This window comes from Pseudomonas sp. NMI542_15 (assembly GCF_021283425.1).
Taxonomy (GTDB): domain Bacteria; phylum Pseudomonadota; class Gammaproteobacteria; order Pseudomonadales; family Pseudomonadaceae; genus Aquipseudomonas; species Aquipseudomonas fortuita.
Window position 1 is genome coordinate 584,202 of sequence record NZ_JAJSRO010000001.1, and the last position, 20,949, is coordinate 605,150.

A 20,949-nucleotide genomic window follows, 5' to 3' on the forward strand; every position below is an offset into this window, starting at 1 on the left:
TGGCCTTACAACAAGAAGGAGATTCATCATGGGCAAGCTGGCACTCGCAGCCAAGATCACTCATGTCCCCTCCATGTACCTGTCCGAATTGCCCGGGCCGCGTCATGGCTTCCGCCAAGCCGCGATTGATGGCCACCACGAAATCAGTCGCCGCTGCCGTGAGCTGGGTGTTGACACGATCGTGGTATTCGACACTCACTGGCTGGTAAACGCTAACTACCATGTACTGTGCGGGCCGCATTTCAAGGGCCTGTATACGAGCAATGAGCTGCCGCATTTCATCAGCAACATGGAATACGAGTTCCCCGGCAACACCGAGCTCGGCAAGCTCCTGGCCGAGGAATGCAATCGCTTCGGTGTCGAGACGATGGCCCACCATGCCACCACTCTTGGCCCTGAATACGGCACGTTGGTGCCTATGCGCTACATGAACCAAGATCAACACTTCAAGGTGATCTCGGTCTCAGCACTTTGCACCTTCCACTATCTGGCCGACAGCGCCCGCCTCGGCTGGGCCATGCGCAAGGCGGTGGAGGATCACTACGATGGTACCGTGGCATTCCTAGCCAGCGGCTCGCTCTCGCACCGTTTCGCTCAAAACGGCCAGGCCCCGGACTTTGCAACGAAGGTATGGAGTCCATTCCTGGAAACCCTCGACCATCGCGTGGTGCAGATGTGGGAGAACGCTGAATGGGATGAGTTCTGCGGGATGCTGCCAGAGTATGCGGCCAAGGGCCACGGCGAAGGCTTCATGCACGACACGGCAATGCTGCTTGGCGCCTTGGGCTGGTCGAAATACGACGGCCACGCCGAGGTAGTAACTCCCTACTTCGGCTCTTCTGGCACCGGTCAGATCAATGCGATCTTCCCGGTCACTCCGCAGGATGGCTCGGCCATTCCGCCAGCACAGGCTGCCAACCCGGGTGCGGTGGTATCAACCAGCCGCTTGTGACCTGCCCTCGCCTGCCTTCCATAAGGACGGCAGGTTGCCTCCCTGACGAGGATCTACGTCATGCCCCACCTGGTTCTGCTCTACACGCCCGATCTGGAAAACGACGCCGACATTTCTGGCCTGTGCCGCGCCCTGGCGGACTGCATGCTCGAACAGCGCGACGATACCGGAAAGGCCGTTTTCCCCATCGGCGGCACCCGCGTGCTGGCCTATCCCGCAGCCCACTGCGCGGTGGCTGACGGCAGCGGTGACTATGGCTTCCTGTATGCGAACTTGCGTATGGGGAGTGGCCGCAGCAAGACGGTACACAAGAGCGTCGGTGACTGTTTGCTGCAGGTACTGAAAAACCGCCTAGACCGGGTGCTGCAAGAGCGCCCGATCGGCATCACCCTGCAAATCGACGAAAGCACCCAGCAAGTGTTCGATGCCAAGCACAGCACCCTGCACCCCCTATTCAATCGCCCGGCCTGACACCTGCCGCGCGCTGCTCATCTTTTAAAGAGACACAATCATGCTTGATAACACCTTCATCCAGCAGGCCGCTGAGCGACTCGACCAGGCTGAACGCACTCGTGAACAGGTGCGTCAGTTCTCTATTGACCAGCCTGCGATCACCATCGAAGACGCCTACGCCATCCAACGAGCCTGGGTTGCCAAAAAGATTGCAGCTGGACGTAAGCTGGTAGGACACAAGATCGGCCTGACATCTCGAGCCATGCAAGTTTCCTCGAACATTACCGAGCCCGATTACGGCGCGCTGCTCGATGACATGCTTTTCGACGAAGGAACAGACATTCCCTTCAACCGCTTCATCGTACCCCGCGTAGAAGTCGAGCTCGCCTTCATCCTGGGCAAGCCTCTCAAAGGCCCGAACTGCACCGTGTTCGATGTTCTTGAGGCCACCGAATGGGTGATTCCAGCACTGGAAATCATTGACGCACGGATCCAACAGGTCGACCCACAGACGCAGACTACTCGCAAGGTATTCGACACCATCTCCGACAACGCGGCAAACGCCGGCGTGGTTATGGGCGGTCGCCCTGTTCGTCCGACCGATATTGACCTGCGCAAGGTTCCAGCCGTCCTTTACCGGAATGGGGTGATTGAAGAATCCGGTGTTAGCGCAGCAGTTTTGAACCATCCCGCCAAGGGAGTGGCTTGGCTCGCCAACAAACTGGCCCCATACGACGTTACGCTTGAACCAGGCCAAATCATTCTCGGCGGCTCGTTCACTCGACCTGTCGCGGCACGCCCAGGAGACACTTTCCACGTGGACTACGACATGCTGGGCAGCATTGCCTGCCGCTTCGTTTAATTGCAGGAGCTACTAGCAATGAAAAACTCATTCAAGGCACGCCTGAAATCCGGCGAGCCACAAATTGGTCTTTGGCTCGGACTTGCAGATGCCTATTGCGCGGAACTGGCTGCCAATGCGGGTTTCGACTGGCTCCTGCTGGATGGAGAACACGCACCAAACGACATCCGCTCACTGCTTAGCCAGTTGCAGTCGGTAGCCCCCTACCCCTCACAACCCGTAATTCGTCCAGTCGTTGGCGACACCGCACTGATCAAGCAGGTCTTGGATATCGGGGCTCAAACGTTGCTGGTTCCAATGGTCGAGACAGCAGAACAAGCACAGCACCTGGTGCGCTCCGTCACTTATCCTCCATCTGGAATCCGGGGGGTTGGCAGCGCCCTTGCCCGCGCCTCTCGCTGGAACACTCTTCCGGACTACCTGAATAAGGCGGACGAAGAGATCTGCCTTCTGGTGCAAATTGAGAACCGTGAAGGTCTCGATAATCTGGATGCGATCGCTGCGGTCGAGGGTGTGGACGGCGTCTTCATCGGCCCTGCCGACTTGTCTGCAGCGATGGGCTATCGTGGCAACCCTGGCCACCCAGAGGTTCAGGCGGCAATCGAAGATGCGATCGTTCGAATCTGCAAGGCAGGGAAAGCCGCTGGCATTCTCAGCGCGGATGAGACACTTGCTCGTCGATATCTCGAGCTTGGCGCCACGTTCGTCGCTGTAGGAGTGGACACTACTGTCTTAATGCGCGGCCTCCAAACACTCGCGGCACGCTTCAAGGATACTCAGCTTCCAGATCAGAGTAGCGGAGGCGTGTACTAACCCCCCCTGCTACAAGCTTCCCACTCTGCAGCCCCTCAATCTTGGTTGATGGGGCTGATTTCCTTGAGCTCATCCAACAAGTCCAACAGATCACGCAGGCTATCCCTGCCCAATCCCATCTCAAGTCGGTCGTAACAGCAACTGATGTCATGCTCGACCAGCCCATAGAGTGCCTGCCCCCGACTGGATAGACTCACCAACACGCATCGCTGATCGATTTCGGAGCGCTGTCGGCTCACCAATCCTTGGGCTTCCATTCGCTTGAGAACCCCGGTCAAACTCGGCTTGAGAATACAAGCCAGCTCTGCCAGGCGATAAATCTCAGTATGTCCGTTCTGACGCAGCACACGGATCACCCGCCACTGCTGACTGGTAACGCCATGTTCATTGAGTACGGGCCGGGAAAAGCTCATCGCTGAAGCCCGTGCCTGAAGCAAGGCAAGCGTTAAGGAAACTCGATAGGTTGCGTTAGACATTTGAATCCATAGGGAAGCATGCCAGCGCCTCCAGCGAGGCGCATAAAGGGCCATGCGATAAGCCCAAAACATCGATGGGCCTGAATCTTCGGCAGAGCACTACCGTTTGATTCAGGCCCATTCATAACCTTGGGTCGATGGCTAGACTACGAAGACTCAGCCCTGGCTGGTGGGCAGTCGAACAACCAAGCCGTCCAGATTGGAACTTACCTTCACCTGGCAGCCGAGCCTGGAGTTTCCCTTGGCCTCAAAGGCGAACTCCAACATGCCCTCTTCGTCACCCTCCGCAGGGCCAACCTTTTCGAACCACGGCTCCTCGATGTAACAGTGGCAGGTTGCACAGGAGCAGGCTCCGCCGCACTCGGCCTCCATGCCCTTCACACCATTTCTGATAGCTGCGTCCATCAGCGAGTGACCATCAGCGGCATCAACCTGCTTTTCAATCCCATCAGGCTGAATGAATGTAATTTTTGTCATTTTCTGTGCCCCTGCACGGTTAACATGTTAACCAAGTAAACGCTATTCATGAAGCTCTGGCAACCCCCTTTCCCCTCCATTTGTCACCTATTTTTTGTCCCGCCCCCTTTCCAAAGCGCGCCAAAGACGCTATCCATAAACCACCGCAAGACCATTGAATGCAAGGCGTAGAGGCTATTTATTGGCAGCCATGCAATGGCTAAAGGCAGTACAGATGCAAAGGACAATATAGTTAACATGTTGACTTTTAGCTTTTGCAGGAATAGCCTCGAAATCAAGCCTTACCTGCTCTATCGAGTGAGCCGGCGAGCAGAACCAAAAAAAACAAGATCCTGACCTAAAAATCAGGAAGGACTGCCATGAACCGTTGCGTTTGTCTGACACCCCCCGAACCGCTGGTCACCACGCCAGCCGGCGCCACTGCCTTTCTGCTACCGGAGTCATCCGCCCAGAAAAGCCATCAAGCTAAGCCCTGTGCTTTTGATTGATCGACGTTTCGAACACCCAGCATTGCGCTAAGGGTGTGGTCGTTGCGTGGCTGCCTGACACATCAGCAACCGGTCGAGCAAAGCCTAAATATTTCATCCACGATAGGCATGACAAATGAACATCATCGCTTCAACAGGAAAATTTGTTGACGTCGAAAACGGCGTTATCGATCGTAAGATTTTCTCTGATGCAGAGATCTACAAAAAAGAACTGGAAACGGTTTTTGCTCGCGCCTGGCTGTTTGTTGGTCACGAAAGCCAAATCCCGAATTCGGGCGATTTCTTCTCCTCCAGAATGGGTGAGGAGTCGGTTCTGCTGGTTCGCGACAAGGCCTCAAAAGTCCATGTATTCCTGAACTCCTGCCGCCATCGTGGCATGAAGGTGTGCCGCTACGAGTCCGGCAACACCTCGCTGTTCACCTGTCCTTACCACAGCTGGACATTCTCCACGGATGGCCAATTGCGTGGCGTGCCAATGGCGAAGGACATCTACGGCGATTGTTTCGATAAAGCAGACTGGTCGCTGATTGAAGTCGCCAAACTGGCAATCTACAAGGGTACTGTCTGGGCTACGTGGGATCCGGAAGCACCCGAGTTCATGGACTACCTGGGCGATGCAGCTACCCACCTGGATCTCGCCCTGGATCACCGCGATGGTCGTCCAGGCGGCTCGGAGGTCGTGGGTGTCCATAAATGGATCTTCCCTGCCAACTGGAAATATGCCGCTGAAAACTTCCTTGGCGACACCTACCACAACCCAAGCCACCGTTCTGTTGACCTGATCGGCATCGGCCCATCGGCTGAGCAGGGGGTGAAAGGTCGCCGCGACAACGAACTCGAGTTCTCCAAGCACGTGTGGGTCAGCTTCCCTCACGGTCATGGAGTCCACTCGGCTGTTCAGCCTGAAGGCCAAGAGTATGTTGAGCAGTTCAAGAATGACCCGGAAATTGAGCAGTACTTCCGTGACAACTTCAACAAGCGCAAAGCTGCCAAGGGCGACGCCTACCGTCTGCGCCCATTCGTAGGCACGATCTTCCCGAACACTTCTTTCCATGGCACCCAGCCGCGCAGCCTCTGCGTGTGGCATCCGCACAGCCCGAATGAAACCGAAGGATGGCGCTTCTTCCTCGTGGACGCCGACGCGCCAGAAAAGGTTAAGGACTTCCTGCGCCACTACTACATGCGTTATTCGGGCCCTGCCGGCATGACCGAGCAGGACGACATGGAAAACTGGCTGTACGCCACGAAAGCCTGCGGCGGCACCATTTCCAAGCGCTACCCGTTCAACTACCAGCAGTCGCTTAACAAGAACACCACCGACCCGATTGTGAACGGCCTTCGCATCAAAGGCGACGTGAGCACCTCCGTCACCGAGCACATGGCACGCGGTTTCTATCTCCGCTGGCAGGATTACATCCTGGAAAACGACTGGAGCGTACTCAGCGGCGAGCATGATCCTCGCTTCCAGAATCGGAGCGAGTGAGATGAGCAAAGTAGTCATCGTTGCTGGTGGCACTTTCGGCCTGGGCCATGGCGTTGCCATGGGCCTCGCCAGGTCGGGCTACCAAGTAGTGGCCTTTGGCATTGGCCAAAAGCAGGCAGGCAGCATTGCGACCAATACCATCAACGCAATGAACCAAGACGCTCAGGCCGAAGAGCTTCCTCTCATCGCGCTGGAGGCTGACGTCACACTTGAGGCCGATGTTGATCGTGTCATTAACACGACTCTCGAAGCCTATGGGCGTATCGATGCCGTGGTGAACAACGCCGCGATTGGCCCACTGGGTACAGTGCTGGATACGGCTCCAGAGCTTTGGGACAAGATCCTCGCAGTCAATCTGCGCGGCCCGTTCCTGATGGCTCGAGCAGCCATCCCACACATGGTAAGCCAAGGCGGCGGAAGCATTGTCAATGTGGGTTCCGGCGCAGGCTGGGGGAAGCCCAACATGGCTGCTTACTCCGCAAGCAAGGGTGGCCTGGTTGCCCTGAACGCCGCCCTAGCTCTTGATCACTTCTCGCAAAAAATCCGCGTGAACATGGTCATTCCTGGTGGCGGCGGTATCGATGCCGGCATGACTCGAGGCCGGCTCGAAGAGGCAGGTGCTGCATTCCCAACCAATTTCGTAGGGTCTGTGGCAGGCCGCGCGATTACTGGCGAGGACATGATGGCAGCCATCCGTTTCCTCATTTCTGATGATGCCCAAGCAATCAGCGGCACCATCATCGATGTGGGCTGTTTCGCTCACCAAGGCTCCTCTATTCCATTGGGTAAACACTCATGAGCACAAAAGAATTCCTGACCGAGCATCTGGATATCACTCCAGAGATCGCTAGCTTCTTCTATTACGAAGCCGATCTCATGGACGAGCGCCGCTACAATGAGTGGCTCGACCTTCTCCACGAAGACATCAAGTACTTCATGCCAATGCGCCGCAACGTCAAGTTCGGCCAGCACGCCGACAAAGAGAACACCAAGCTGGGCTCCGACATCAGCTGGTTTGACGAAGGTAAGTGGACGCTCACCAAGCGTGTCGAGCAGATCCTGACCGGTGTTCACTATGCCGAGGAACCGCTGTCACGGATTTCTCACCTGATCACCAACGTCCGTGTTCTTGAGCAGAGCAAGGATGAAAATGGCCTGCGGACGGTGAAGACCAGCTGCCGCTTCATGGTTTACCTCAACCGGGTGGAATACGAGGTGAACACCATGGTCGGCAAGCGGTACGACACCCTTGTTGAGACCGAAGATGGCTGGCGTGTACTTGAGCGAGAAATCATCCTCGACCAAAACGTCCTGCTCGTTAAAAACCTCACGGCGTTCTTCTAAAGACTATGATCAATCTCTACGAAATCAAACCAGGCGACAAACTTGTCATCAAAGGCGGTCGCCACGTCGTCTGCGTTGAGAACATGGGCGATGGGCAGTGGGTGGAAGTTGAAGACCCCAATGGCCGAGAGCTTATTCACAGCCAGGACATCGTCGAACACGTAATCCAAGAAGAGATCTAAAGCCATGCTGCGCTTCCACTATATGCCGAGCGACTTTCACCCATTGCTGCTAATTGTAGGGGAGCGCAGCGATGTTTCGCAGCTTCAAGAATTCTTCTACGCACTTTCGGTCAACCCACGCGATGTAGATATCAAAGAGCTCGCCTTTGTCACATCGGCCACTCACGATGTCACCATCAAACTGGTCGGAGACCACAAGACGCGCGGTCTGATCCTCCATCGAACCCCAGAACTTCATCTTGAATGGGAAATCGACCGGGAAACTGCAGGCATATTTGCTGAGGAAATCGCAGAGTCTCTTGAATCCGGCGAAAAATCTGGATCAAGCTTCCTAGAAATTGGATACGTTGGAGAGATTCGCGCCAAAGTCATGTTTGGTGAATTTGACGATAGCTACTTGCTGCCCGGAGTATAAGAAATGAAAGTTGTGATTGTCGGAGCAGGCCAAGCCGCAGCAACTTGCGCATTCCGCCTTAGAGAGCATGGCTTTCAAGGTGAGGTTGCTATAATTGGTGAGGAGGCGGTTCACCCCTATCAGAGGCCACCTCTCTCGAAAAAATACCTTAATGGGCTCGCACCGATCGATGACCTCTTCATCCGGCCGGCGAACAGCTACGATGAGGAAAAAATCGACGTCCATCTCAATCTCAAGGTCGAGAGCGTCGATACTCAGCGCAAAGAGGTCATCACTCAGGGTGGCCAGGCGTTCCCCTACGACAAGCTTGTCTTCGCAACGGGTTCGCGTGCACGCCCCTTGCCGGGGCTTCCAAGCGAAGGCCTGAAGAACGTCTATACATTCCGTGACTTGAAGGATGCGGATGCGCTGAACAGCTACCTGCAGCCTGGAAAGCGCATGGTGATCATCGGCGGTGGCTACATCGGGCTGGAAATCGCTGCAGTCTCACGCGCATCTGATGTCGAGGTGGTAGTACTTGAACGAGCCGAGCGAATTCTCCAGCGCGTGGCCTGCCAGGAAACCTCGAATTTTGTTCGTCATTTCCACTGCAAGCGTGGTGTGCGGATTTTCGAAGGCGCTGAGGTTGCGCGATACAACGTGCAGGACGGGGCTGTATCCGGCGTTCTGCTCAAATCCGGGGAAGAGCTCCCGGCAGATGTCTTGGTAGTTGGCATCGGCATCATTCCAAACGCCGAACTCGCTAGCGCTGCTGGTGTTGAGCTGTCGCTGGAAGCTATCAAAGTCGATCCACAGTGCCGTACTTCCGTCGACTCCATCTATGCGATTGGTGACTGCACAAGCTTTGACTTCCACGGCAGAACCATTCGACTGGAGTCGGTTCAGAACGCTCTGGAGCAAGCCGACACGACCGCCCGTGACATCGTGGGCCTCGCTGGCACTTATGCTCCAAAGCCATGGTTCTGGTCTGACCAATACAGCTACAAGATGCAAATCGCAGGCCTGAGCTTTGATCACGACCATGTGGTATCCCGGATCACCCCGGATGGCTCAAGCGCAAGCTTCTGGTACTTCAAGGGCGAAGTACTGCGAGCCGTCGATTCGATCAGTGATCCACGCGCGTTCATGCTGGCCAAAAAATACGTTGGCACTGCCGTGGCGAAAAAAGGGCAGCTGTCTGACAGCAGCCAAGATTTGAAAATAATCTTCTCATAAACGCTGACATCTTGGTTTTCTTGACTTTTCTGCTGCGGTACGATTCAGCACAGGGACGTCCTCAGACGACCAGTAAAATGACTTGAAAACCAGGATAAAAGCATGTCACCCACAGATCAGAATCTGGACTTTCGATACGCCGAGCACTCTTTAGCCCTTGCGTGTCTGCGCGCCAGAGACGCGGTGGTTTCAAACTTCTCGCCAATTTTGCAGGAGCTGAACGTCACCGAGCAACAATGGCGAGTAATGCGCATTTCGTTTGAGTATGAGGAGATTCCATTCGCTGACTTGTGCCGACTGAGCTGCATTCACAAAGTCAGCATGGCGCGTATTGTTTCGGCTCTAAGCGATCTGGGATGGATGGAGAAGCAAAAATCTCAGGTTGATATGCGCGCTTATACCGTTTCGTTGACGGCTGAGGGGCGCAAAGTAGCCCAACGCGCGGCGGATGCGACACAAGCGATTTATGACGATTTGTTCGAGCGATATGGCCGTAAGAAAGCCGAACTGCTGCTAGAGCTTTTGAAAGACCTGGAAAAAATTAGACGCCAACCAGGGTAGTTTATGCTTCGCTGTGCTTTCCGTGAGCTAAACATGCGACCATGTCGCTCTTACCCAGAGCGACTAAGCATTTAACATACCCACCAGGCCTCTAAGAGCTAAAAATGGAGACTGCGCATGCGCCTCCATAAAATTCGCAATCTTAAAAACAATCGATACTTAGAGAGTGCCTTGCAATGAAAAAAACGGGTGGAATGATCTTTACGGAAAGTCTGATTCGTAACGGCATCAAAGATCTCTTCATGATCCCTGGCATTCAGCTCGACTGGGCTGTAGACGCTCTGCGCCAGAAGGATGGCGAGGTGAAGCTGTTCGTTCCCCGCCACGAGCAAACCACGACCTACATGGCAGATGGTTACTTCCGTGCCTCCGGCAAAGTTGGCACCGCTATGGTCGTACCAGGCCCAGGCGCTCTCAACGCAGGCGCAGGCCTCTCGACCGCTTATGCCTCCAACTCTAAGGTCATGTTCCTGACCGGACAGATCTGCTCTAAAGGTATCGGCAAAGGCTACGGCCTGCTCCACGAGATCAAAGATCAGACAGGCTTCGTTGCTGGCTTGACCAAATGGAACACCCTTGTTCAAAAAGGCGAAGATATCCCAGGTGCTCTGGACGAGGCGTTCGCGCAGATCAACCAAGGCCGCCCTCGCCCAGTCGGCGTCGAAGTCCCGCACGACTTCCTTCAAGAAAGCTACGACATGCCTGAGGTAGCACCAGCGGTACCAACCCTGGCTGTCGCCAAGCTGGATCAGACGCTGATCAACGATGCCGTTGCACTGATCAACGAGGCCAAGCTGCCAGTGATCTATGCAGGTGGCGGATCGCTGTCCACCGCTTCGCGCGAAGGTATCTTGGCCCTGGCTGAGAAAATCGGCGCCCCAGTGGTCATGAGCGACAATGGTCGTGGCGCCATCAGCGATCGTCACCCTCTCGCAATGAACTCGCTTGCTGGCCGTGCTGTATTCGAATATACGGACTTGGTGGTTGTGCTGGGCAGCCGCTTCATGGACGTGCTGAGCCCCGACACTTCCTGGCCAATGGAGAAAGCCAAGTTCATCTTCGTCAACATCGACGCTGATGACATGACCGCTCCTCGCACCCCAAGCGTCGCCATCGAAGCTGATGTGGGCGATGTAGCTCCTGCGATCGCCAACCTGGTCAAAGCGCGTAAGGCCCTGACCAATGAGCAAGCCCTGTCTGTGAAAGACTGGGCCTCGCAACAGATTGAGGAAATTCAACCGCAGGCCAGCTATGTCGCTCAGCTGCGCAACGCGATGCCTGATGATGCAATCTTCGTCAACGAACTGACTCAGATTGGTTACCTGGCACGTATTGCTTTCCCGGTATATGAGCCTCGCACCTACATTGGCCCAGGCTATCAAGGCACTCTGGGCTACGGTTTCCCAGTTGCCTTGGGCGCTGCAGTGGGTGGCGATGGCCGTCGCGTTGTATCGATTACCGGTGACGGCGGCTTCGGCTGGAACCTCCAGGAACTGGCGACCGCCAACCGCTACAACCTGCCTATCACCCTGATCGTCTTCAACGATGGCCACTACGGCAACGTTCGCGCTATCCAGAAGCGTCAGTTCGGCGCTGAAGTAGCGGTAGAGCTGGCCAACCCTGACTTCGGACTGTTAGCACAGTCCTTTGGCGTGGACTTCGTTTCGGTAGACAACCCGGAAGATCTCGGCAAAGCAGTCAGCGAGTCGATTACCAAAGACGGCCCACTGATGATCGAAGTAAAAGTTGGGGTGATGCCAAGCCCATGGCACCTGCTGCGCCTGCAGCCGCTCGGTGGTGTCGTTGCCCCTAATACTCCAGCCAACCCCCTGAAGGCCGTATTCTCATGATCGAATACAACAAGTTCTTCAGCCAGGGCAGCGCTTCGCGCTGCTCCGGCAACACCGGCTACGACGTGGTCTCCCCTGTCCTCGGTCGCGTGGTGGGTCGAGTTACTTTCTCCTCGCTGGCAGACGTCGATGTTGCCATTTCGAGCGCGAAGCAGGGTCACCGTACTTGGAGCAAGAGTTCGCATTCGGATCGGAAAAAAGCGCTCTCCGAGCTTGCGATTGCACTCTCGGCTCGCAACGAAGACATTGCCGAAGCTTTGGCCCTAGAGATTGGCTGCCCGAAATTCCTTGGGCAGAGCATGCAGCTCGGTATGGCGACCAAAGGCATTGAGCTCGCGATCGAAGGCATTGACCAGATCAGTTGGGAAGAGACCATCGGTAATGGCCGTATTCAGCGCGTAGGTGCAGGCGTTGTAGCAGCTCTGACACCATGGAACTTCCCACTGCATCAAATTGTGGCCAAGGTTGCCGCAGGGATCGCTGCTGGTTGCTCAGTAGTGCTCAAGCCCAGCGAAGTGAGCCCTGGTGTTGCTGAGATCTTTGCCGAATGCGTAGCCGAGACTTCGCTGCCGGCAGGTGTGTTCAACATGGTCTGGGGCGGCGCCGACGTCGGTGAGTACCTTGTCACTCATGCTGACATCAACCATGTGAGCTTCACGGGCTCCTCGCCCGTTGGCAAGGCAATCATGGTAAAGGCGGCTGAAAGCCTTAAGCGCCTGACGCTTGAGCTCGGCGGTAAGTCGGCAGCGGTAGTCCTGGAAGATGCCGACCTCGATGCAGCCATGCCTCACATCGTGCGCATGTCGCTGGCCAACTCCGGCCAGACCTGCGTCAGCCAGTCGCGGATCATTGCTCCACGTAAACTCGTTGGTGAAATCACCGAGCGCTACCTGAGCGAAGCCAAGCAATGGAAGCTTGGTGATCCTTGCCAGCCGGACACTCGACTGGGCCCTGTTGCCAACGAAAAGCAGTTCCGCCACGTACAACGCATGCTACAGACCGCCCTGGATGCCGGCGCCGACGTTCGCTCTGCAGGTGAGCTGCCCGTTGTCGGCTTCGAGAAAGGCTACTTTGTTGCTCCTACCATTGTGAGCAACGTCGATGCCGCATGCGAGATCGCTCAGCAAGAAGTCTTCGGCCCAGTGGTTTGTCTGCTGCCATATGACACCGAGGAAGAAGCGATCGAAATCGCCAACTCCACCAAGTACGGTCTCTCCGGTGCAGTTTGGTCGCGCGACTTGAATCGAGCGAACAAAGTGGCCGAGCAGCTGCAGACTGGCCAGGTCATCATCAATGGTGCGCCTCAAAACCTGGCGACTCCATTTGGCGGATGGAAAGATTCTGGCTTCGGTCGTGAGAACGGCAAGTTTGGCATCGAAGATCTGCTGGTCTTCCGATCCATCCAGGGCGGCTGAGAGCGCACCCTCCTCCCCTCCATTGCCGGAGTGAACATCCTCCGGTAATGCCCCCGCTTCACGCCCGCAGGCGACACTTTCCTCACCAGCCCTAGCCGGTGACACCTTGATGCAAAGGGCTGGCTTTTTTGGACTTGTCTCAACTTACCCGACCCGCCCCCTCGACCTACCTACCTCAGCAACTGACGACCCCATCAGAGTATTTCGGTGGCTCGGTTCATTTGGGCCGCCAGAATTTTCTAACCTTATTGCCCTCAGCCAGCGATTCAGTCCAACACTCACAATTAGACTTAGGCTCGACTCACACGAACCATCACTCCAAAAACGACAAGGGATGGCACATGCCAAGAGCTCTTCGTAAAAGTGCTGTACGGATGTTAGAAGCTGCACAGGAATCCTTGGCACTCGCATTGATCGGGCTCGGGGTACCAAGCAGGGGAAGCCTGCGCGAGGAGCACTCGCGATACGCGCCCGCGATCGGTCTGGTAGGTACCGCAGCTGAACAGGCGCTAGCAGCGCTGATCGTTCAGATTCGAGGCGAGGAAGTGATGATGCTGTCACCGACTCAGTTCAAGAGCGCTCGACAGATTCTTCATGAAGTGAGAGACCTGCTCAGGGCGCCCGTGCCCAAACTGTCATTCCTTACCGTTGGCGTGCCTGACGCCAATCAGCATCGTGATTGCACTGCTTCTAGGAACCTTGCAGAGAGCTGCTCCGGTGAGGTTCCAGCGTAGCAATCCAGCAGGCCAAGGCTTCAATGTAGTACGCCCTGGTGATCCGAACGCCCTACCGATAGAGCCGCATCACCTACGTCGGGCCTTTGGTGAAATTCCCGACCAATTCGCCGCATTCGTAGGTCTCGCAAACGGACGACTTGATGGGGGCAATCTGGATCTTCCTCCAGAGGCGTTCTTATTGGATCTGTGCTTGCTTGGCCCCGCACAGTTGCTGAGATTGCTCAACAGGGAAAACCTGACAGCGCAGGAGGTGTGGCCGTTTGTAGCTACCGCCTTGGCCCAACAAGGGACGGAAAGACCTTACTGGTTCATGGTTTCCCTAGTTGATGACATTGGCCAGCTCGTTGCACAACTCCGACGGGCAGCGCGAGCATCCAATCAAGCGGCCTTCACCGAAAAGGTGAATGTCACGGTGGAGGCATTACAAGCCAAGCGGCGAGAACAGCGCCTGAATCTCGGATCTGAAATTTCAACATTCGCCATTGAACGCTACAGGCTTGCAGAAGAAGCCCGCGACAAAATACCAGCCGCTATTGCACGCTCCGTGGACACTGAAAGAGAAGCTAGCGAAGCCATGGTGGTCGCACTCACGCGGGTGCAAGATGGGGGAAACCCGGGACAAGCCTTCGGCTCCGTGCTCGAATGTGAGGTGGCGGCGGCAAGACCCTATTGGGCAAGGCTTTTGGCAGATGCCTCGTCTGACACAGATGATCGTGTGATGCTTATCGACATCCAACGAGGGGAAGACTTGGAGGGCGCCAAAACGGCAGCGAGAAAGGCACTTCGCTTGACCGACATAATCACCTATGGGCCCTTGATCGAGCTCGAATAATCAGCCCGAAAAAGCCGTCGGCTAATTGGAAGCCAGGGGTGCCATGCTAGCGTCACCCCCTGCCTTACCGAACGTCAGATTTGAATGTTGACCGTCTTGAGATCAGTGAACTCATTGATCACTGCAGTACCGCCGAAGCGACCAAAGCCACTGGCCTTCACACCCCCAAACGGAACGTGCGAATCACTTTTCACCGTCGCGCCGTTTACGTTACAGATACCGCACTCGATCGCTTGCGCCACTCGCAAGGTTTGCTCGAGATCCTTACCAAATACGGCTGCTGCCAACCCGTACTCTGTGTCATTTGCCACACGGATGGCTTCCTCAGCGGAACGCACGCGAACGATCGGGGCTACTGGGCCAAATGACTCTTCAGCGTAAACACGCATTTCGGTAGTCACGTGATCGAGCACCACAGGTTCGATAGTCACTCCATCTCTTGTGAACGACGAAACCAGCTTGGCACCCTTACTCGTAGCATCTTTGACCAGAGCCTCGACATGGTCGGCAGAGCCAACACCGATGAGACCACCATCCGCTTTCAGCGCTGCGACTTGACGACCTAGCTCCTCAGAAAACGCATCAGCGACGGACTCATCAACGATCAGTCGCTCTGTCGACATGCAGATTTGCCCATGATTCATGAACGCTCCGAACACTGCTGCTTTCGCGGCTGCCACAATGTCAGCATCCTTGAGCACAACAAAAGGCGCTTTTCCACCGAGCTCGAGCAAGGCTGGCTTAAGGTGCTTGCCTGCGAGCTCGCCGATGATTCGACCGACCTTAGTTGAACCGGTGAAGTTGACGCGTTTCACTGCTGGGTGTGCTACCAGCGTTTCAACGATTTGAGCCGCATCTTTAGCTTCATGGGTGACAACGTGCAACACGCCTTTGGGCAGGCCTGCGTCCGCAAGTAACTCACCGATCATGTAATGAACCGCCGGGCACTGCTCAGAAGCCTTCAGGATGGCCGTGTTGCCGCAAACGATTGGAACGACCACCGCACGGAGCCCCAACAGCAGAGGAGCATTCCAAGGCGCAATACCAACACAGACCCCAGCCGGAACTCGAAGGGTCATTGTGATAGTCGCCGGCGCATTCGAAGGAATAGTCTCTCCTTTGATGTGGGTAGCCAGGCCAGCTGCCTCTTTCAGAATGTTCACCGAGCCTTTGACGTTGAACTCGGCCCAGGCGCGGGATGTACCTGTCTCGGCGACCATGCAATCAGCCAGCTGCGCGCTACGCTCCATCAGCAGTTCCGCCGCACGGAGCATGATGTCTCGCTTCACGGCGGGAGCAGTGAGAGACCAGTCGCGGAAGGCTGCATCTGCTTCTCCAATCATCTCGCTAACCTGCTCTACGCTCAGCGCGCTTGCTTCACTAGCTTTCTCTGAGGTCACAGGGTTGAGACGGAAGAACGTTTGCTGGTTTGGATTAGCGATAGCTTTGAACATGTTCTCACCAGTTCATCAAGTCAATCACGCTGTAGGTGAGAGACTTATTTTTTAAAGTGAAAAAGCGGAGTATGAACTCCGCTTACGACGCAAAGGCCATGATTCCAGCGAATAGGATCACTGAGTCATCTGGGTCACGAACCGAGACGAGGTCAGGCCACCGTCTGTCTTGATATCCATACCCACGATCCAGCGGGATGCATCACTCAGCAGGAAGAGGATCACCGGCGCGATATCCTCCGGGGTACCAGCACGCCCAGTGCGCTCAATGATGTCATCCACGTTCTGCTGACCAAGGGAGATGCGGAAGTCACCCAGGATAGGGGTTTCGACTGGGCCCGGGCTTACGCAGTTGATCCGAACGCCCTGCTTCATTTTGTATTCATGAGCGTGCGCCATCGACCAGACAATCAGGGCTTCCTTGAACTTGCGATAAGGCTGATCAAGCATGGTAGGCTCAGATTCGATGCGAGCCTCGGCATTATTCCAATCTTTGATCTGAGAAAGATCCCACAGCAGTTGCTCGCGCTCCTTCCACAGAGAGCCAGCCATACTCGCGAGATTGACAATACTCGCACCCGAGACGAGCCGAGATTTCAGCCCCTCAGTCAGTCGACAAACTGCGAGGTAGTTGACCCGCCAGAGGGTCTTCATGTCACCTGTCCCTGGAAGGCCAGCAATGTTGCACAAGCCATCCAGTTTCTGATCAGAAATTGCATCCAGCGCTTGATCGATGGATGTCGGATCTGCCAGGTCGACTTTCACAAATTTGTAGACCGAATAGGATGGCTCGTTGCGATCCAAAGCGATCACTTGTGCCCCTTGCTCAATCAGCATTTGAGCAGTTCGCTGGCCAATACCAGAGGATGCACCCGTTACGACGATCACCTTGCCAGAAAAATTATTATTAGACATGAAACCTCCTATTCACATTGAGACAAAGCACTACAGAGCAGCGATGCGAGCCGACACGCTCGCAATTGCAGCAGCCACCAATTTAAAGTTCCGATCATTCAATCCTGCGATGCACATACGGCCACTGCGCACCATGTAGATTGCATAATCGTTTTGCAGCTGATTGACCGCCTCAGCAGTCAATCCGGTATAGCTGAACATCCCTTTCTGAAGGGTCAGGTAGCCCCAGTCATGATGAGATGCCAAGTGCTGGAGCTCGGCTTGAAGAGCCTCTCGCATCTTGACCATCCGTAGGCGCATATCCTCAACCTCAAGCTCCCATTTCGATCGAAGCTCGAGATCACTGAGCACTTTGGCGACCAGCATCGATCCGAAGCGGGGCGGCGTCGAGTAGCTACGCCGAATCGTCGACTGCAGTTGACCGAGCACTCGTGCCGCGATGCCCTCTTCCTCGCAAATTATGGAAAGCGAACCAACTCGCTCACCATAGAGGGAGAAAACTTTTGAGAAGGAGTTACTCACCACGCCCGTGATACCAGATTCAGCCAGCGCAGTGATCCCGGCGAGATCATCATCGACGCTTTCACCGAAACCGACATAGGCGGCATCCAGGAACGGGATGAGCTTTTTATCCTTGCAGATTTTGAAAACTTCGCCCCACTCCCCCGCTGTCAGATCAACACCGGTGGGGTTGTGACAGCACGCGTGAAGCAGCACGACGCTGTGTTCAGGTAGATCCCGAAGAACGGCGCTCATTGACGCGAAATCGACACCGTCACGCTTGGCATTCAAATAGGGGTAACGGTGTGCGTTGAAGCCGGCCCCTCCAAAAATTGCCAAGTGGTTGTCCCAGGTCGGATCACTAACCCATACATCAGAATCAGGGAAATAGCGCTTCAAGAAGTCTGCACCGATACGAAGCGCACCCGATCCACCGACCGTTTGCACCGTCGCCACTCTTTTCACCAATTCTGGAGAAACATTCCTGAACAGATGTCCTTCAACACCTCTACGAAATGCCGCATCACCCTCCATGGGCAGATATAGACAGGCCTCTGCCCCATATGCGGGTGACGAGCGGATGAGCTCCTTGATCACGCGAAGACCAGGTACGACGCCGTCCTCGTCATAGTAGAAACCTATACTGAGGTTAACCTTGTCCGCACGGCTATCGTTCTTGTAACCCTCCATAAGCGAGAGGATGGAGTCACCGGCATATTCTTCAACGTTGTTCAGCATTAGACTCACCCTCTCTCATGCTTCTTTATTAATTAGGCTAGCATCGACGCCCGCTGCGACCAAACGTTTACGGCGTGCGTTACGTTTGTAGCAAAGATAAAGAATTGCTATCCACACCGGACATATCCAAACCGACATGCTTACACTTGGCATGGTCGACATGATCACCAAAATCCCGAGCAAGAAGAAAATGCACAGATAATTGGTAACAGGATAAAGCGGTGAAGCAAAGACAGTTTTCCTCTGAGTTTTGGCGAGCTTGCGACGGAATACTAGGTGAGTAACACTGATGAGAACCCAGTTAATGATGTTCGCAGCAACAGCGAGAGCCATCAGCATTTCGAATGTACCGTGGGGGTATGCGAAATTGATAGCTACCGTGATTATGGTAATGGCTGCCGTCACTCCCAGAGCGTTGATAGGGATATCGTTGGAGTTTAGTTTGAGCAGCTTAGGCGAGGCTTTCCCTTGTAAAGCAAGCCCATGAATTTGGCGAGTACTGCAATAAACAACGCCATTATAGACAGACAGGGCAGCAATCAAAACTACAAAATTCAAAAGATTTGCTGCATAGTCACTGCCCAGCATATTAAGCGAACGCACAAATGGACTAGCACTGTAGGGATCACCGGCACTATTTAGGGATTGAACAAGCTCATCCCAAGGTGTCAGAGACAAGAGCACAAGAAATGCGCCGATGTAGAAAATAGCGATTCTGAGCAGCACCTGGTTGACTGCTCGTGGAATCGTTAACTCAGGGTTCTTCGCCTCGCCAGCTGTGAAGCCGACCATCTCCAAGCCGCCGAATGCAAACATGATGAATGGCAACGCCATCAGTAGCCCTACAAAGCCGTTTGGCATCAGCCCACCGTGTGACCAGAGGTTGCTAACGGTAGCGGTTGGCTCAACGTCGGCTACGAGTATATAAATCCCAAACCCGATCATCATCAAAATAGCGAAAACCTTGATCAGCGAGAACAAAAACTCCATCTCACCAAAGACTCGTACATTAAGCAGGTTAACCAAATTGATGAGAAGGAAAAATACCGCAGCAGACACCCACAATGGGATATCTGGATACCAATAATTTATGTACTTTCCGACCGCCGTCAATTCTGCCATACCGACCAGAATGTACATTGCCGCACAGTTCCAACCTGAAAGATACCCGTAAAAACTTCCACAATATTTGTTTGCAAAGTGACTCAACGAAGAAGAAACCGGCTCATCAACGAGCATCTCACCTAGTTGACGCATTATCCAAAATGCGACAAGACCAGCGATGGCGAAACCTAAAATTGCTGCAGGGCCAGCAGACTTCAAAATACCAGCACTACCCAAAAACAACCCGGTTCCAATTGCCCCTCCAAGGCCAATCATTTGGATGTGGCGACTGGAGAGCTTACGACGCATGGCGGCTTCATTATTCTCTGTTCTGCTCATTATTCCTCTCTCTAATTCTTGTTTCGTCATCACAAATAAAAGCTGATGACAAAGAATTTATGGCAGATTAATTTGGCTATTTGGATTTATTGTTCGGAGGCCTAGAAAGCCACCTTCGGACGAGCCTATCAGGCACACTTCCGACCCGACATCACAGAAAACGAATACCTACCATGCAAATCCGGAATGCCCACTTAGGCCGCCGGAACAACACCCTCCCCTACAAAAAGCTTTTCGCAATAGCGATGTACTAAGCCTCGAAACCACTGCTGTTCTGGGGAACCGTGAAATCGGCTGTGCCAGATAACCCAATATCTAAACCTCTGCTCGACAAAGCTCAAAGGCTTCCAGCAATAAGAGCCGTTACGTAGATAATTTTTGGCTATATGCCAAGGTATAGTCAGGAGTGAATTACTTTTCTCGACCACGCTCAGGGCAGCAAAATAGAACGGCACTACCAACGCAATTTCTCGATGAAGATTCTTTCCATCAAGGAAGTTATCAACGAAAGAGTCCTTATCTCCGCCACCACTAATTCTGATATGTGGCCACTCTAAAAAATTCGTTTCATCTATGACATCAACGTCCGCCAAGGGATGCCCTGCACGCATACAGCACACCGGTGCATCCTCTCCAAACATTCTTCCGTGAAAATCAGGCGGAGCATCATTAATCATGGTGGCAGCAACATCGACCTTACCCGTTGCCAGCCAATCAAACCTATTTCTTTCCCACGTTACATATTCAATAGATACACCAGGCGCAACGCGAGATAACTCCATCATTAAATCAGGAAGCAACTGTCGCGCCACATAATCGGTTGCCGCTATCGTGAACCTTCGTTTGCACTCGAGAGGGTCGAAATTAGGAGATGCTCCGATACGTTCAAGCTCTTGGAGTACGAATTTAATAGGGTCGACAAGATCTAAGGCTCGATCGGTAAGGATGTATTCCCGCCCCTGCCGCACTAACAATTGATCGCTGAATGCCTCACGAAAGCTCGCAAGATGCCGACTCAGCAACGATTGAGTGCTTCCGACGACCAATGCTGCCTTGCTTAGATTCTTGAGATCCAGGATTACAGAAAGCACACGCAATTGCGCAACGCTTAAAGACGCCAATGCATGCTTCATCTCGCCCTCCTGGTGCAGCTACGCCTCACCTTCGCCGCCCATTTCTCGGTACCACTCAGGGACTCAAAGGGGCTTCAGTAATCCGCCACGATGCCACGAACCCTAGCCAATCTAGGGAACATGTTAACGTTATAATCTCCCTTGTCGCTCTCCGTCAAGGGTAGAAAACCCCTCAATCTAGGGAGCGTCAACGCCATGGATGATATTTTA

General features: G+C 54.3%; 21 protein-coding genes. 13 read left to right on the forward strand and 8 right to left on the reverse strand.

The annotated features are described in order from the left end of the window. Positions 1-28 precede the first annotated feature (28 nt). From hpaD to hpaI, 4 genes are read left to right on the forward strand one after another with little or no spacing between them, the layout of a single operon-like run. The gene (gene hpaD, locus LU684_RS02625; RefSeq protein ID WP_232894096.1) at positions 29-952 is read left to right on the forward strand and encodes a 3,4-dihydroxyphenylacetate 2,3-dioxygenase; all 924 of its coding nucleotides are present in this window, start codon (positions 29-31) and stop codon (positions 950-952) included. A 60-nt stretch (positions 953-1,012) separates the two neighbouring features. Continuing rightward, positions 1,013-1,423 carry a 5-carboxymethyl-2-hydroxymuconate Delta-isomerase gene (locus LU684_RS02630; protein WP_232894097.1) on the forward strand — a complete coding sequence of 137 codons (411 nt, stop codon included), beginning with the start codon at positions 1,013-1,015 and terminating at the stop codon, positions 1,421-1,423. Positions 1,424-1,463: 40 nt separating this feature from the next. Continuing rightward, entirely contained in the window at positions 1,464-2,267 is an 804-nt protein-coding gene (gene hpaH, locus LU684_RS02635; protein ID WP_232894098.1) for a 2-oxo-hept-4-ene-1,7-dioate hydratase, read from the forward strand. Positions 2,268-2,285: 18 nt separating this feature from the next. Then, complete coding sequence (gene hpaI, locus LU684_RS02640; protein ID WP_232894099.1) at positions 2,286-3,080, forward strand: 4-hydroxy-2-oxoheptanedioate aldolase; 795 nt, start codon at positions 2,286-2,288, stop codon at positions 3,078-3,080. A 35-nt stretch (positions 3,081-3,115) separates the two neighbouring features. Here the strand turns inward: hpaI and hpaR are convergent, their stop codons facing one another. Both hpaR and LU684_RS02650 read right to left on the reverse strand, forming a co-directional pair. Further along, positions 3,116-3,556 carry a homoprotocatechuate degradation operon regulator HpaR gene (gene hpaR, locus LU684_RS02645; protein WP_232894100.1) on the reverse strand — a complete coding sequence of 147 codons (441 nt, stop codon included), beginning with the start codon at positions 3,554-3,556 and terminating at the stop codon, positions 3,116-3,118. Between the two features lie 156 nt (positions 3,557-3,712). Continuing rightward, the gene (locus LU684_RS02650) at positions 3,713-4,033 is read right to left on the reverse strand and encodes a 2Fe-2S iron-sulfur cluster-binding protein (protein ID WP_232894101.1); all 321 of its coding nucleotides are present in this window, start codon (positions 4,031-4,033) and stop codon (positions 3,713-3,715) included. 603 nt (positions 4,034-4,636) lie between these two features. On the opposite strand from LU684_RS02650, the gene LU684_RS02655 reads away from it, so the two are divergent. The 3 genes from LU684_RS02655 to LU684_RS02665 are packed head-to-tail and all read left to right on the forward strand — an operon-like array spanning position 4,637 to position 7,348. Beyond that, positions 4,637-6,004: an aromatic ring-hydroxylating oxygenase subunit alpha gene (locus LU684_RS02655; protein WP_232894102.1), complete on the forward strand. Its 1,368-nt coding sequence runs from the start codon at positions 4,637-4,639 to the stop codon at positions 6,002-6,004. A 1-nt stretch (position 6,005) separates the two neighbouring features. Then, positions 6,006-6,803 carry an SDR family NAD(P)-dependent oxidoreductase gene (locus tag LU684_RS02660; RefSeq protein ID WP_232894103.1) on the forward strand — a complete coding sequence of 266 codons (798 nt, stop codon included), beginning with the start codon at positions 6,006-6,008 and terminating at the stop codon, positions 6,801-6,803. After that, positions 6,800-7,348 carry a 3-phenylpropionate/cinnamic acid dioxygenase subunit beta gene (locus LU684_RS02665; RefSeq protein ID WP_232894104.1) on the forward strand — a complete coding sequence of 183 codons (549 nt, stop codon included), beginning with the start codon at positions 6,800-6,802 and terminating at the stop codon, positions 7,346-7,348. The genes LU684_RS02660 and LU684_RS02665 overlap by 4 nt, the downstream gene beginning before the upstream one ends. On the opposite strand, the gene LU684_RS02670 is transcribed toward LU684_RS02665, so the two are convergent. Then, positions 7,345-7,536, reverse strand: a complete 192-nt coding sequence (locus tag LU684_RS02670; RefSeq protein WP_232894105.1) for a hypothetical protein — start codon at positions 7,534-7,536, stop codon at positions 7,345-7,347. The two genes, LU684_RS02665 and LU684_RS02670, sit on opposite strands and share 4 nt — an antisense overlap. On the opposite strand from LU684_RS02670, the gene LU684_RS02675 reads away from it, so the two are divergent. The 6 genes from LU684_RS02675 (at position 7,535) to LU684_RS02700 (ending at position 14,555) form a co-directional block, all read left to right on the forward strand. After that, the gene (locus LU684_RS02675; protein ID WP_232894106.1) at positions 7,535-7,945 is read left to right on the forward strand and encodes a hypothetical protein; all 411 of its coding nucleotides are present in this window, start codon (positions 7,535-7,537) and stop codon (positions 7,943-7,945) included. The genes LU684_RS02670 and LU684_RS02675 overlap by 2 nt on opposite strands. A gap of 3 nt (positions 7,946-7,948) precedes the next feature. Beyond that, positions 7,949-9,160 carry an NAD(P)/FAD-dependent oxidoreductase gene (locus LU684_RS02680; RefSeq protein WP_232894107.1) on the forward strand — a complete coding sequence of 404 codons (1,212 nt, stop codon included), beginning with the start codon at positions 7,949-7,951 and terminating at the stop codon, positions 9,158-9,160. Between the two features lie 102 nt (positions 9,161-9,262). Then, complete coding sequence (locus LU684_RS02685) at positions 9,263-9,721, forward strand: MarR family transcriptional regulator (RefSeq protein WP_232894108.1); 459 nt, start codon at positions 9,263-9,265, stop codon at positions 9,719-9,721. 176 nt (positions 9,722-9,897) lie between these two features. Further along, positions 9,898-11,571 (forward strand): thiamine pyrophosphate-dependent enzyme, encoded by a 1,674-nt coding sequence (locus LU684_RS02690; protein ID WP_232894109.1) that lies wholly within the window; start codon positions 9,898-9,900, stop codon positions 11,569-11,571. Next, on the forward strand, positions 11,568-12,986 hold the full coding sequence (locus LU684_RS02695; RefSeq protein ID WP_232894110.1) for an aldehyde dehydrogenase family protein: 1,419 nt from the start codon (positions 11,568-11,570) through the stop codon (positions 12,984-12,986). The genes LU684_RS02690 and LU684_RS02695 overlap by 4 nt, the downstream gene beginning before the upstream one ends. 717 nt (positions 12,987-13,703) lie before the next feature. Further along, complete coding sequence (locus LU684_RS02700; RefSeq protein WP_232894111.1) at positions 13,704-14,555, forward strand: hypothetical protein; 852 nt, start codon at positions 13,704-13,706, stop codon at positions 14,553-14,555. Positions 14,556-14,629: 74 nt separating this feature from the next. Here LU684_RS02700 and LU684_RS02705 read toward each other — a convergent pair whose 3' ends face one another. The 5 genes from LU684_RS02705 to LU684_RS02725 all read right to left on the reverse strand — a co-directional run bounded on the left by LU684_RS02705 (position 14,630) and on the right by LU684_RS02725 (position 20,739). Beyond that, positions 14,630-16,009, reverse strand: coding sequence for an aldehyde dehydrogenase family protein (locus LU684_RS02705; RefSeq protein WP_232894112.1), 1,380 nt, complete (start codon positions 16,007-16,009; stop codon positions 14,630-14,632). 117 nt (positions 16,010-16,126) lie between these two features. Further along, positions 16,127-16,924, reverse strand: coding sequence for a coniferyl-alcohol dehydrogenase (locus LU684_RS02710; protein WP_232894113.1), 798 nt, complete (start codon positions 16,922-16,924; stop codon positions 16,127-16,129). 30 nt (positions 16,925-16,954) lie between these two features. Continuing rightward, positions 16,955-18,163 carry an amino acid aminotransferase gene (locus LU684_RS02715; RefSeq protein ID WP_232894114.1) on the reverse strand — a complete coding sequence of 403 codons (1,209 nt, stop codon included), beginning with the start codon at positions 18,161-18,163 and terminating at the stop codon, positions 16,955-16,957. A 15-nt stretch (positions 18,164-18,178) separates the two neighbouring features. Then, on the reverse strand, positions 18,179-19,606 hold the full coding sequence (locus LU684_RS02720; protein ID WP_442964192.1) for an amino acid permease: 1,428 nt from the start codon (positions 19,604-19,606) through the stop codon (positions 18,179-18,181). Between the two features lie 194 nt (positions 19,607-19,800). Continuing rightward, entirely contained in the window at positions 19,801-20,739 is a 939-nt protein-coding gene (locus LU684_RS02725) for a LysR family transcriptional regulator (RefSeq protein ID WP_232894116.1), read from the reverse strand. Between the last annotated feature and the right edge of the window lie 210 nt (positions 20,740-20,949).